The following is a 13,080-nucleotide window of genomic DNA, read 5'->3' on the forward strand; positions in this document are numbered from 1 at the left end:
TTTACAAGTCAGTTAAATCAACGGAACGGCGCCGGGCCTGACGATAGCCCCTGGGACGAATCGCTACCGCATTGATGATGCGCGAACAGCAGACTCCATCTTCCCGGTACAAGCCATACTCGAAACGGGGTGTCGCCCGCCCCCGTTCAGCCAGGCACGCGCGAATGGCATCCTCCTGTTCGGGGCTCATTTCGAAGCGAAGTTCCAAATGGGAAGAGCCGGCGGCCTGAAAATCGATCTGCATGGAACGGGTCCACACGGAATAGCCGGGGAAAACCCGGGCACAGGCCAAAGCCGCAATGGGGTCGGCCAATGCCGCCTGCCAGCCCCCGAACATAATCCCCCCCGGGTTGCGGGAAAGGGTATTGAGGGGCAAGCGAATGCGGCAATAGCGCCAGTTGTCACGCATCTCCACTACCTTGATGCGCATCATGAAGAAGGGGGGGTAGAGCTCCAGCTTCCGGGTCTCGCTGAGAAAACGGAGACCGGCGATAAAGCGCAGCAATCGCATTCCAACCCTTCCTTCATGCCACCGACGGGAAGGAAAAGGCTACACTCATCGACCGCATCGGCATAGTCATATCCGGCCCGGGAGGCCCCAGCAGCCATGATTGGAACAGCCGACAAGGGAAAGCGGAACCGCCCAAAGGCATGGATCGAGCACTATGATCGCTGCCGGCGGCATCCAGAGAACCGGCGCATGCACGCCATCGGCCTGCCGCTGGTCACCGTGGGCCTGCTGATGCTTATCTGGCCCTTGGAGTTTCTGGTGGGAGGCGGCGCTGATCGCAGTATCGTACCGGTGGCACTGCTGGCGGTCATGGCCATGGCCGCCTACGGTTGCCTGATTTCCTTCCCCCTGACCATCACCCTGATGTTGCTGCTACTGCCGCTGCTGCTGCTTCTGGATGCCCTGGCCGGGGCCGGCGTACTCATGGTGCCCAGCGGTACGGCACTGCTCGCCGCCGGCTGGTTGCTGCTGTATCGGGGACAACGACAAGAAGGCACTCCCCCCTTTCTGCTGGGGCGGCTTCAATACTTGCCGGTGGGGCTGCTGTGGCTGCTATCCCTGGTGTTCAGGCAACTGAAACTGCCCTGGTGACCACAAACCGCCCTGCCGGGCTCAATCGCCCGCTTCAGCGGCTTCGGCCACCGCCCGGGCCACGGCTTCGTGGACCTTGGGATCCAGCGACTCGGGCACCAGTTCATCTTCTGGGGCCAGCTCGGACAAGGTACGGGCCGCTGCAAACAGCATGGCGTCATTGAAGGCGGAGGCATGGGCATCCAGCGCCCCCCGAAACAGCCCCGGGAAACCCAGGGCATTATTGATCCCCTTGCCGTCAGCAGCATAGGCCGCTCCCTGGGCCAGGGCCACATTGGGCTCGATTTCGGCATCGGGGTTGGACAGGGCAAATACGATCTGGCCCTCGCGAACCCAGTCCGGCTTGATCAGCCCCTTCACCCCGGTACAGGCAATCACCACGTCACACTCAGCCATTAGATCCGGCAACTCGGCCCGCCGCCCACCCATGGATTCCAGGCGCGCCAGCGCCGCCTCGTTCAAATCCGCGCCCACCACCTGCTCCACGCCATAGGCCTGCAGCAAACGGGCAATCCCGATACCGGCCGAGCCCAGGCCAATCTGACCCACCACGCTCTTGGTCAGGTCCGTACCCACCCGCTTGGCAGCACTCATCAGAGCCGCCAGGGTCACCACGGCGGTGCCGTGCTGGTCATCGTGCAATACCGGCTTGGTGAGACGTGCCTTGAGCTTTTCTTCCACCTCGAAGCAGGCCGGAGCCGCGATGTCTTCCAACTGGATGGCCCCAAAGGAGGGGGCCATGGCCACGATATGCTCCACCAGGCGATCCGGGTCTCGCTCTTCCAGCAGGATGGGGATGCCGGACAAACCCACGAACTTGTCGAAAAGCGCGGCCTTGCCCTCCATTACCGGCATGCCGGCCACCGGCCCGATATCCCCCAGTCCAAGAATGGCGGTGCCGTTGGTGACAATCGCCACCGATTCGTTCAGATAGGTGTATTCCCGAGCCAGCCAGGGATTATCGCGTATCGCCAGACACACCCGGGCCACCCCCGGCGTATAGATATCCCGCAATTCCTGCAGGGTGGCGATGGGCAAGCGAGAATGCATGCGGATCTTGCCGCCGCGATGCCGATTGAAGACCCGGTCGGATTTACCCAGCAAACGGGCATTGGGCAGGGCTTCCAGCTTCTCATAGAGCCCATAATGGACGTCTTCATCCATTTCCAGGGTGATTTCCCAGACGGTCTTGTCCTGATCCCGCCGGATGGCATTGAGATGCTCCACCACCAGACCGCAATCCCCGATCACCTGAAGAATCTTGGCCAGGCTGCCGGGTTTGTGATGGGATTCGACAAGCAGTATCTCGGGTATTTTCATAGGGCTGTCATTGTTATGCGGATGGCAGCGAACACTCCCGGCGGGAGTAGCTGGGCAGGCAAAAAATTATAACCCAGGCGGCCAGTCCATCCGAGGGTCTGAGCATGGATGGTGGGAACTTTCTTCCAGAAGGCGTGGCAGTGACGGCAAAACCGCCGTTCAGACCGTCAGTCGGGGGGGATTTTCCATCCAGAGGTATTCCAGATCCTGAAAGCTGGCCACCATGGACGGTGCCGGCCCGGTGACTCGTGAATTGCGCTCACTGCATTCCACCGCCTGGAGAAAACGCTCGGTCTTCTGGCGACCCATGTCATGGGCCTTCTTCACGACGGCCACCAGGGGCTGGCTGGCCTCGGCGCCGCGGCGGACCACCATGCCCTGCTCGCCGGTATCCAGGTACACACAACACCCCGGGGGATTCACCCCCACCGCCGCCACGAAGGCCTGGGTCATCTCGGGATCACCCACCCGGCCACTGAGCAGAAAGATCTGGCGCAGCGCCACCACCGGATGCAGGCCTTGGCGATAGGCCCGGGGCGAGGTCATGGCCACGAAATGGTCCGCCAGGGTCAGAATCCGCCCACCCTGGCTGATGGCGGTACCGGAAAGCTCCCTCGGATAGCCTTTGCCATCGTAGCGTTCATGATGTTCGCGAATGGCCCCCAGGATAAAGGGATCATCAATCCCGCAAGACAGCACCTTCTCGGCCGAGGTATTGGGATGGGCCCGGAGCTTGACCCGGCTTTCCTCGTCCAGCACCCCCACTGAGGTGGCAAAGCGATCGTGGTCCTCGAAAAAGCCCACATTCTGGGTCAGGGCGGCAACCACCACACCCTGGCGTTGACGCCAACTTAAATTCATCTCATCGGCCATGATGGCCGACAGCAGGGCGGTAAAAGCCGCGTGACGGGCGCTGTATTCGAAATCCCGAATCAGATTGATGGCCGCCAGCATGGCTTCCCGGTCATCCCGGACCAGCTGAATCAGGCGCTCGGCGACCGACTCCAGCTCCTTGTCAGAGCCTTTGGCCAATTCATAGATGGATTGATGCATGCGGCGAATGCGGGGAATCAGAATGCTCAGGCGGGTGAAAGGCTCCCGCTCCCGACGGGCGCCGCCCCGAAGCTTGCCCTTGCCGGCGGATTCCTCTTCCTCCTCGGGGGGCTCATGCCAGGCCCCTCGTTCAATCAGGCGCCGTAGCTGCAAAGAAGAGCGCACCACATGGCCCTGACGCAGCAACATCACCCCGCGATCGTCATAGACCGCCCAGGGCAAGGGTTCGCCAATAATCACATCACTCGCCCGGACCGGAATCCTGGTCATTCAATTCTCCATCAGCGACAGGCGTACTCAGCTGCCCTCACAAGGCTGACCCACCGAAATACTCAAAGACAAGAGCCCCATCCCACTTCACCTCCGGGAAAGAAAGGCCAGCCCAGATTCGATATAATAGCGACATATGGCGTGAAATTGGGGGATCGGGCAACGATACCTGCCACTGTCGAATCAGCAGCAATTACCTTTCAAGCGACAGGCTGACCGGTATGGGCCAGCCTGACAAGCGTCTTTTTTCAGTTCAAGCATATTCGAGGTCTTTACCGTGAATGCACTTAATCCGCTCGATCTCTACGACATTCGCTCCGAACTCAGCGACGAAGAACAGATGGTTCAGGACACCGTCGGCCGTTTTGTCGACGAGAAAGTCCTTCCGAACATCGGCGAATGGTTCGAGAACGACTACTTCCCGAAGGAACTGATCCCGGAAATCGCCGAGCTGGGTCTGTTGGGCAGCTCCCTGGAGGGCTATGGCTGTGCCGGTCTGAACTCCGTGTCCTACGGCCTGATCTGTCAGGAGCTGGAACGAGGGGATTCCGGCCTGCGCAGTTTCGTCTCGGTGCAATCCAGCCTCTGCATGTTCCCCATCCATGCCTACGGCTCGGAGGAGCAGAAAGAAAAATGGCTGCCGGCCATGGCCCGGGGCGAGAAGATCGGCTGTTTCGGTCTCACCGAGCCCCATGGCGGCTCCGATCCTTCCAATATGAAAACCACCGCCAAGAAGAAGGGCGATGACTGGGTCCTCAATGGCGCCAAGATGTGGATCACCAACGGCTCCATCGCCGATGTGGCCATCGTCTGGGCCAAGACCGAGAACGGGGTGGAAGGCTTTCTGGTGGAAAAGGGCATGAAGGGCTTTGACGCCCCCGAGATCAAGCACAAGATGTCACTCAAGGCCTCCATCACCTCCTCGCTGTATTTCGACAACGTGGTGGTGCCGGAAGCCAATCGCCTGCCGAAGGCCAAGGGTTTGAAGGCCCCCCTGTCCTGCCTCACCCAGGCCCGCTACGGCATCACCTGGGGCGGCATCGGCGCGGCCCAGGCCTGCCTTAAGGAAGTGCTGGACTACAGTGCCGATCGCAAGCTCTTCGGCCGTCCCCTGAACCAGACCCAGGCCACCCAGCTGCGCCTGGCCGAGATGGGCCGCCAGATCACCCTGGCCCAGCTCATGTCCCTGCGCCTGGGCCGTATCAAGGACGCCGGCCGGCTCAACCCCAGCCAGGTCTCGCTGGCCAAGTGGAACAACATCCGCATGGCCATGGATATCGCCCGGGATGCCCGGGATCTGCTGGGCGGCGCCGGAATCACCACCGAACACAGCCCCATCCGGCACATGCTCAACCTGGAATCGGTAATCACCTACGAGGGCACCGAGACCATCCATCAGCTGATCATCGGCCGGGAGCTGACGGGGGAAATGGCGTTTTAGCGCAGCGAAGCTGCGCAAGCTGCAAGCAGATCGTGGCAAGCCGAGTACCGAAGGCAATAGAGCCTCGACAAGTTGCTATCGCCCCAATGCCGGCCGTTTGTTCAAGATAGCTTGGAGCTTGAGGCTTGCAGCTTGAAGCTTTTTTCTAATGCCGACATAACAGAAGCCAAGCACGAAGGTAATCGAAGCATCATGTCTACCGGACTGGCCAAAAAAGGCACCCGTGCCATCAATCGGGCGGAAATCGTTGATCGGAACTTCCTCCAGTTTCTGGCGGAATGGGATGAAGCCGTTGAGAAACGCCAGGAGCTGTCCTCGCCCATTCATCATGGCACTGAGCTGGACGGTGAGACCTTTATCCAGCTGTTCGAATCCCAAATGCTGTCCCGGCATCTGGATCTGGAAGCCCGGGCCATGCGCAGTCGCAACGAGGGCTTCTACACCATCGGCAGCGCCGGCCACGAGGGCAACACCGTGGTCGGCCGGGTGACCCGGCATACCGACCCAGCTTTTCTGCATTACCGCTCCGGCGGCTTCATGATGGAGCGCTCGCGCAAACTGGAGGGCATTGACCCGGCCTACGACACGGCCCTGTCCCTGGCCGCTTCCAGCGACGACCCCATCTCCGGCGGGCGCCACAAGGTCTGGGGTTCGGTGCCATTGTGGGTACCGCCCCAGACCTCCACCATTGCCAGTCACCTGCCCAAGGCCGTGGGCGCGGCCATCGCCATTGCCCAGGCCAAGCGCCTCACCGGCGAGCTGCCGGTGCCCGAGGACAGCATCACCGTCTGTTCCTTTGGGGATGCCTCGGCCAATCACGCCACCGCCCAGGCCGGTTTCAATGCCGCTGGCTGGACCAGCCACCAGAACCTGCCCTGCCCGATCCTGTTCGTCTGCGAGGACAACGGCATCGGCATTTCGGTGCAGACCCCGGCCGGCTGGATCGAGGCCAGTTTCCGGCACCGCCCCGGCATCAAATACTTCTCCGCCGATGGGCTGGACCTGATCGACACCTGGCGGGCCACCCGGGAGGCCGAGGCCTATGTCCGCCGCAACCGCAAGCCGGCGTTTCTGCATCTCAAGCTCAAGCGGCTGCTGGGTCATGCCGGCACGGATGTGGAAAGCGATTACCGGCCGGTGGAGGAAGTGGAAGCCATCGAGGCCCAGGATCCTCTACTGATGTCGGCGGAAACGGCACTGGAATCGGGGCTGATGAGCGCCGAGGAGATTGAGTCGCTGTATGAATCGGTCCGGGCCCGGGTTCAAAAGGCCTCCGCCGAGGCGGCCAAGCGGCACAAGCTGGAATCCGCCGAAGACGTGATCCGGCCCCAGGCCCCCTATTCCCCCGAGGCAGTCAATGCCGAGGCCACCCGTAATGATTACGATCAGGCCCGGGAGGCGGTCTTCGGCAAGCGGCTGCCCGAGGAGCAGCCGGCCCGGCATCTGTCCATTCAGATCAACCGGGCCCTGCATGATCTGATGGCCAAGTACCGGGAGATGACGGTCTTCGGGGAGGATGTGGCCCAGAAGGGGGGTGTCTACACCGTCACCTCCGGCCTGCACCGAACCTTCAAGGGCCACCGGGTCTTCAACACCCTGCTGGATGAAACCACCATTCTGGGCATGGCCCAGGGCCAGGCCATGATGGGGCTGCTGCCGGTGCCGGAGATCCAGTACCTGGCCTATTTCCACAACGCCTGTGACCAGATCCGGGGCGAGGCGGCGTCATTGCAGTTCTTCTCCAATGATCAGTACCGCAACCCCATGATCCTGCGGATCGCCGGGCTGGCTTATCAAAAAGGCTTCGGCGGGCACTTCCATAACGACAACAGCTTCACTGCCCTGCGCGACATCCCCGGCCTGGTGATCGCCTGCCCCTCCCGGGGTGACGACGCGGCCATGATGCTGCGGACCCTGGCGGCCCTGGGCAAGGTGGATGGCCGCATCTCGGCCTTTTTGGAGCCCATTGCCCTGTACATGAGCAAGGATCTGTATGAACCCCGGGACGGTGAGTGGCTCTTCCCCTACCCCGCGCCGGACCGGGCCATTCCCCTGGGGGAAGGCCGGGTCTATCATCCCAATGCCCGGGACCTGTTGATTATCACCTTCGGCAATGGCGTGCCCATGTCCTTGCGCACGGCCCGCGCCCTGGAGGAAGAGCGCGGAGTTCAGATCCGAATCCTGGATCTGCGCTGGCTCAAGCCGCTAAACCGACAGTTCATTGCCGAGCATGCACGGGACGTGGGCCGGGTGCTGGTGGTGGATGAAGGCCGCCAAACCGGGGGGCTGGCCGAAGAAGTCTTCACCGTAATTGAAGAGGAAGCCGGTCACGGTATTCGCAAGACGCGTGTGTGCGGACAGGACAGCTACATCCCCCTGGGGGATGCGGCCAACCGGGTGCTGATGCAGGATGAGGACATCCTGACTGCCGCGCGCCGTTCGCTGGACGAATAATGTGCCTGCATGAAACCAGACGTCTGTTCGAAGAATTGTGATCAAGCGCGGCATTTTCCAGTAGCATGGGCGGCGGCCGGCCGGGGAGAACCCGGAAACCGCTCATGCCATAGACGAGACTCGATTCGAGGGGGCTTAAACCATGCTGAGCATTCGTGAAGAAGAACCCGGGGATATCAACGCCCTGACACGGGTTCACCAAGCGGCCTTTGGCCGCAGTGATGAAGGTGAGCTTGTGGCCCGGCTGCGGGAGAATGATCAACTCAGCATCAGCCTGGTGGCCACCGTGGGCGAGCACCCGGTGGGCCATATCGCCTTTTCTCCCGTGCAACCCGCCATTGCAGGTATTCAGGCCCCGCCCCTGGCGCTGGGGCCGGTGGGCATCGACCCCGAACACGAGCGGCGGGGCATCGCCTCCCGCCTGGTCCAGGCCGGCCTGGAGAAGGCCGAAGCCTTGGGGACACCCTATGTGGTGGTACTGGGTGATCCCACCTTCTATGGCCGTCTCGGCTTCGAGCCCATCAACAAGCACGAGTTGCAAGGCGACTATCCGGCCGATGAGGCCTTCCGCATTCTGGTGCTGAGCAAGGGCAAGCTGCCCCCCGCCGGCAGCCATATTCAGTATGTTCCGGCCTTCGAGGGGCTACCCACCTAGTCCCGGTCCAGTACCCATGTCCTGATTGCGGTTCTCAGGAGGAGAATCCAATGCCGCAACGCTATGACAGTCTGGATGTCCTGCGCGGGATCGCCATCCTGGGCATTCTGGTGATGAACATGCAGGCCTTTGCCATGCCCTGGCCAGCCTACGCCAACCCCCATGCCTACGGCAGTCTGGAAGGGATCCATGGCTGGGTCTACAGCCTTAGCCACCTCTTCTTCGACACCAAGTTCTACAGCCTCTTCGCCCTGATGTTCGGTGCCGGCATCGCCTTGATGGCGGAACGGTCATTGGCGGGGGGGCGTCCGGCGGCCGGGAGCCACTACCGCCGCATGCTGGTTCTGGGGTTGATCGGCCTGCTGCACGGTTTTCTGCTCTGGTTTGGCGATATTCTTTTCATCTACGCCGTTTGCGGTTCACTCGCCTATCTCTTTCTGCGGCGCCGGATTCGCACTCTGCTGATTGCCGGGGTTATTTTCGCCCTCATTCCCTCGGTCCTGGGGGTGCTTAATCATGCGGGCCTGGACCATGCCCCGCCGGAAGTGCAGCAAGAACTGGCAACCCTTTGGGCAAGCGATTCTCCCGAAATTCAAAAAGATTTGAACGCCTATCAGGGGAGCTGGGCGGAACAGCAATCCCGGCGGGCCTCGACCTTCCTGCAGATCATCGGCTTCGAGTTCTTCGGCAATTTGCTCTGGCAGGCCCTCGGACTCATGCTCATCGGCATCGCCCTCTACCGCAGTGGTTTTCTCACTCTGCAATGGCAAACTCGCCATTACGCGACCATGGCCGGGGCCGGACTGCTGCTCGGCCTGGGCCTGACCCTCTGGGGGATGGTGGCCATAGAAGCCCGTGACTGGGCCTTTCCCTGGACCCGCCTGATCGGCCTTCAGTTCAACCAGCTGGGGGCGCCCCTGGCGGCCCTGGGCTATGCCAGCCTGGTGATGCTGGCCTGCCGCCATCCGGGCTTTCTGGCCCGGGTGCCGGCCCTGAAAGCCGTGGGCCAAACTGCTCTGAGCAATTACCTGCTCCAGACCCTGATCTGCACCACGCTTTTCTATGGCCACGGGCTGGGGCTGTTCGGTGAGGTGGAACGGGCTCAGCAACTGCTGCTGGTGCTACTCATCTGGACCGTCCAACTGCCGCTCTCCCTGTGGTGGGTGCGGCGTTTTCACCATGGCCCCGTGGAATGGCTGTGGCGGGCCGCGAGTCGCCTGGAACGCCCCCCTTTCAAACGCAGCGTCCCCTGAAGCCACTCGCGGTCGACCTTGCGGCGACTTTAGGGGACACTGTGGTGCTGAAAAAGCAAGCACCTGGACCACCCTTTTTCTCGCTTTTTATCGCACCGGGGCCTTGACTTATGCACATCACCGGAAGGGATAGCGCATTCGCCACATATGCTCACCCGCCTTATCATGATATTTTTGTAACCTGCTGATTTAAAATGAAATATACATTCGGTGATTTTTTGACCAATCTAACAGCGGGCTTGCAGGCAACCCCTTCTGGTGGCTTCACACCCAAGTCGTCCACAAAGTTATCCACAGCTTTTGTGGACAACCACCACGCTCGCCAGCAACCATGAGGGCATCGCCATGAAGCCCACAGTCTGGCGAGTCGCCATCCCCTCTCCCCTGCGACGGCTGTTCGACTACCTGCCCCCCGACGGAGACTACCCGGAGCAACCGGTGGGTTGCCGGGTGCAGGTGCCCTTCGGATCCCGCAAGGTGGTGGGACTGGTGGTCTCGGTAGGCGAGGCCGATCCCGATCTTCCCCTGAAACGGCTGCGGCCGGTGGAAAGCTGCCTGGACTCCGAGCCGCTGGTGCCCGAGTCGATGATGCGGTTGGGCGAGTGGGGCACCCGCTATTACCACCATCCCCCGGGGGAGGTGTTTGAACATCTCTTGCCCCTGGCCCTGCGCCGGGAGGGTCAGGCCCAGCGGCGCCAGGAGGATTGGTGGCTGCTCAGTGAGGCCGGCCGACAAACCCACCCGGACGAACTGGGCCGGGCGCCCCGCCAGCAAGCGGTGCTGGCTCGCCTGCAGCAGGCCGGCGGCGCCCTGCCCGCCCAGGAGATGTCGGACCTCGGCCAGGGCTGGCAGAGCGTGGCCCGCCGCATGGCCGACAACGGCCTGCTGTTCAAGGAAAGCCGCGACCCGGCGGTGCCGCTGAATCGCGGTGAGGAACCGGAAATGGTGCTGAACCCGGAACAGGCCGCGGCCCTGAGCCGGATTGAATCGGATATGGACGGTTTCGCCTGCCACCTGCTGGAAGGGGTCACCGGCAGCGGCAAGACCGAGGTCTATCTGGCCCTGATCCGTCGCATCCTGGCCGAGGACAAGCAGGCCCTGGTACTGGTACCCGAAATCGCCCTCACCCCCCAGCTGACCCTGCGGTTCCGGCGTGCCTTGCCGGCACGGATCGGCCTGTATCACTCGGGCATGAATGATCGGGAACGCCGGGATACCTGGCTGATGGCCCGGGCCGGGGAACTGGATGTGATCATCGGCACCCGATCCGCCGTCTTTCTGCCCCTGCCCCGGCCGGGGCTGATGATCCTGGACGAGGAACACGACCCGGCCTTCAAGCAGCAGGACGGCTTTCGCTACTCGGCCCGGGACCTGGCCGTGGTTCGCGCCCGGCAACAAGCCATGCCCATTGTCCTGGGCTCGGCCACCCCGGCGCTGGAGACCCTACGCAACGCCCGGGACGGGCGCTACGGCCATGCCCAGTTGTCCCAGCGGGCCGGCGATGCCCGGCCACCGGCCTTGAAGGTGATCGACATCCGGGGCCAGGAACTGGAGGCGGGGCTCAGCGGGCGGCTGCTGCAGCGCCTGGATGAACGGCTCAAGGCCGGGGAACAGGCCCTGCTGTTTCTCAACCGGCGCGGCTATGCCCCGGTGCTGGTCTGCAATCAATGCGGCTGGACCGCCGATTGTCTGCGCTGCGATGCCCGCATGACCTATCACCGCCGGCGCGGCAGCCTGGATTGCCACCATTGCGGGGCCAGCCGGCGCCTGCCCCGGGCCTGCCCGGAATGCGCCAGTGAAAAACTCGGGGTGGCCGGGCAAGGCACCGAACAATTGGAACAGGTGCTGGCCCGGCGCTATCCCCATATCAGCCAGGTTCGCATTGACCGGGACACGACCCGCCGCCAGGGGGCCCTGGATGCCAAGCTGGCCGCGGCCCGTGACGGCGAGGCCCAGCTATTGATCGGCACCCAGATGCTGGCCAAGGGCCATGATTTCCCCAACCTCACCCTGGTGGGCCTGGTGGATGCCGACCAGGGCCTGATGAGTGCCGATTTCCGGGGCCCGGAGAGAATGGCGCAACTGGTCACCCAGGTAGCCGGCCGCGCCGGACGGGGCAAGAAGGCCGGCGAAGTTCTGATCCAAACCCGGGCCCCCGAGCATCCCCTGCTGGAGACCCTGATCCGGGGAGGCTATCCGGCCTTCGCCGACGCCGCCCTACGGGAACGCTCGGAAGCCGGCTTCCCGCCTTACAGCCACCTAGCCCTGCTGCGGGCCGAAGCCCACGAGAAGACAGCGGTGCAAGCCTTCCTGGAAGAAGCAATGGGACTGGGGCAAGCAACCGCCGACGAACGAGTGCTGTTGATGGGCCCGGTGCCGGCCCCCATGGAACGCCGCGCCGGACGCTACCGGGCCCAGATCATGATCCAGGCCGACGAGCGCACCCCCCTGCACCAACTCCTCACCCCCCTGGCCCCGGCCCTGGAAAACCTCAAATCCGCCCGCCGGGTCCGCTGGTCCCTGGATGTGGACCCCATCGATCTGTTTTGACCTTGGCTACAAGCCAAGCACACCCGGAATCATATAGTGACCTAACGGCCTCGCCAGCTGGGTGACACCCAGACAACAACATTTAGGAACCTAGCCATCAGCATGATGCTTTTGCTGAGGCGGCCATTGCCGTCGTACTCGTAGCTGACGTCGCCCTCGGCTGTTTGGCGGCTTTGGAGTAGGTCGGCCAGGTTGTACTGGGCGGTTTCATTGTTGACGCCGCGGGTGGTGCTGGTGGTTTGTACGCGGTTGCCGTTGGCGTCGTATTGGTACTGCTCGACGGTTTGGCCGTTTTTGATCACCTCGGTGAGGCGTTGGCGGTCGTCGTAGCGGTACTCGTAGTGGACTTGGCTGCCGTCGGGCAGGGTTTCGGTCCGGGCGGTGATGCGGCCCAGGCTGTTTCTTTCCAGCTCGTAGTCGAAGCCCGTGCCGGCAATTTCTTGGCTGACCTCGACGCTTTCGGCGTAGGCGTTGTAGTCCCAACTGCTGCTGAGCACGCCATCACTTAGACCGGTGACCATGCCGTGTTTGGCGTGGCGGTCGATGTCGAAGCCGTGGATGCCGGTTAAGAGACCATCCTTGTCGTAGCTCAGGCTGGTTTGGCTGCCAGCGTAGCTCATGCTGTCCAGCTCAAAGTCCGAGTTGTAGCCATAACTCAGGGAGGCGTTCAGCGCGCCCTGGTAGTGGACACCGGTAACCAGGTTGCCGTCCCAGTCGTAGCTGAGGCTTTCGCTGCCTTGGTGATCTGGCTGACGCGGCCGCCGCAGAGGTAGTCATACTCGATGACGCCTTCCGGGGTAGTGGTACTGACATGCCGGCCGTCGTCGTAGCTGTGCTCCATGCGTTGGCCGGACGGCAGGGTGACGGCGGTCAGACGCCGGTCCCGGTCGTACTCGTAGGCGGTGGTCCGGTCATCCGGGGCCGCGTCAACACCGATTAACCTTGGCACTTTTCCACTGCCCTCGGCTCAGTTCATAACCAA

Annotated in this window: 11 protein-coding genes; 6 read left to right on the forward strand and 5 right to left on the reverse strand. The window is 62.6% G+C overall.

Going from position 1 to position 13,080, the window contains the following annotated elements; translation table 11 throughout:
* Position 1: 1 nt before the first annotated feature.
* Positions 2 to 511: a PaaI family thioesterase gene (locus J2T60_RS10110; RefSeq protein ID WP_253449448.1), complete on the reverse strand. Its 510-nt coding sequence runs from the start codon at positions 509 to 511 to the stop codon at positions 2 to 4.
* A gap of 96 nt (positions 512 to 607) precedes the next feature.
* Between J2T60_RS10110 and J2T60_RS10115 the strand changes: the two genes are divergently transcribed.
* The gene (locus J2T60_RS10115) at positions 608 to 1,102 is read left to right on the forward strand and encodes an Mpo1-like protein (protein WP_253449450.1); all 495 of its coding nucleotides are present in this window, start codon (positions 608 to 610) and stop codon (positions 1,100 to 1,102) included.
* A 21-nt stretch (positions 1,103 to 1,123) separates the two neighbouring features.
* Here J2T60_RS10115 and J2T60_RS10120 read toward each other — a convergent pair whose 3' ends face one another.
* The gene (locus tag J2T60_RS10120; RefSeq protein WP_253449453.1) at positions 1,124 to 2,422 is read right to left on the reverse strand and encodes a malic enzyme-like NAD(P)-binding protein; all 1,299 of its coding nucleotides are present in this window, start codon (positions 2,420 to 2,422) and stop codon (positions 1,124 to 1,126) included.
* 159 nt (positions 2,423 to 2,581) lie between these two features.
* A complete protein-coding gene (locus J2T60_RS10125) occupies positions 2,582 to 3,745 on the reverse strand; it encodes an HD-GYP domain-containing protein (protein WP_253449455.1) in 1,164 nt (387 codons plus the stop codon).
* 277 nt (positions 3,746 to 4,022) lie between these two features.
* Here J2T60_RS10125 and J2T60_RS10130 point away from each other — a divergent pair, with 277 nt between their 5' ends.
* The 5 genes from J2T60_RS10130 (at position 4,023) to J2T60_RS10150 (ending at position 12,098) form a co-directional block, all read left to right on the forward strand.
* The gene (locus J2T60_RS10130) at positions 4,023 to 5,186 is read left to right on the forward strand and encodes an acyl-CoA dehydrogenase family protein (protein WP_253449458.1); all 1,164 of its coding nucleotides are present in this window, start codon (positions 4,023 to 4,025) and stop codon (positions 5,184 to 5,186) included.
* Between the two features lie 192 nt (positions 5,187 to 5,378).
* Entirely contained in the window at positions 5,379 to 7,640 is a 2,262-nt protein-coding gene (locus tag J2T60_RS10135; protein ID WP_253449461.1) for a thiamine pyrophosphate-dependent enzyme, read from the forward strand.
* A 142-nt stretch (positions 7,641 to 7,782) separates the two neighbouring features.
* The gene (locus J2T60_RS10140; protein ID WP_253449463.1) at positions 7,783 to 8,295 is read left to right on the forward strand and encodes a GNAT family N-acetyltransferase; all 513 of its coding nucleotides are present in this window, start codon (positions 7,783 to 7,785) and stop codon (positions 8,293 to 8,295) included.
* A 50-nt stretch (positions 8,296 to 8,345) separates the two neighbouring features.
* Positions 8,346 to 9,548, forward strand: a complete 1,203-nt coding sequence (locus J2T60_RS10145; protein ID WP_253449466.1) for a DUF418 domain-containing protein — start codon at positions 8,346 to 8,348, stop codon at positions 9,546 to 9,548.
* 345 nt (positions 9,549 to 9,893) lie between these two features.
* Positions 9,894 to 12,098 carry a primosomal protein N' gene (locus J2T60_RS10150; RefSeq protein WP_253449469.1) on the forward strand — a complete coding sequence of 735 codons (2,205 nt, stop codon included), beginning with the start codon at positions 9,894 to 9,896 and terminating at the stop codon, positions 12,096 to 12,098.
* A gap of 41 nt (positions 12,099 to 12,139) precedes the next feature.
* On the opposite strand, the gene J2T60_RS10155 is transcribed toward J2T60_RS10150, so the two are convergent.
* Both J2T60_RS10155 and J2T60_RS10160 read right to left on the reverse strand, forming a co-directional pair.
* Complete coding sequence (locus J2T60_RS10155; protein ID WP_510184476.1) at positions 12,140 to 12,865, reverse strand: hypothetical protein; 726 nt, start codon at positions 12,863 to 12,865, stop codon at positions 12,140 to 12,142.
* Positions 12,766 to 13,047 (reverse strand): hypothetical protein, encoded by a 282-nt coding sequence (locus J2T60_RS10160; protein WP_253449475.1) that lies wholly within the window; start codon positions 13,045 to 13,047, stop codon positions 12,766 to 12,768. Before J2T60_RS10160 ends, J2T60_RS10155 begins: the two co-directional genes overlap by 100 nt.
* Between the last annotated feature and the right edge of the window lie 33 nt (positions 13,048 to 13,080).

The sequence above is a fragment of the Natronospira proteinivora genome, from assembly GCF_024170465.1.
Taxonomy (GTDB): Bacteria; Pseudomonadota; Gammaproteobacteria; order Natronospirales; family Natronospiraceae; genus Natronospira; species Natronospira proteinivora.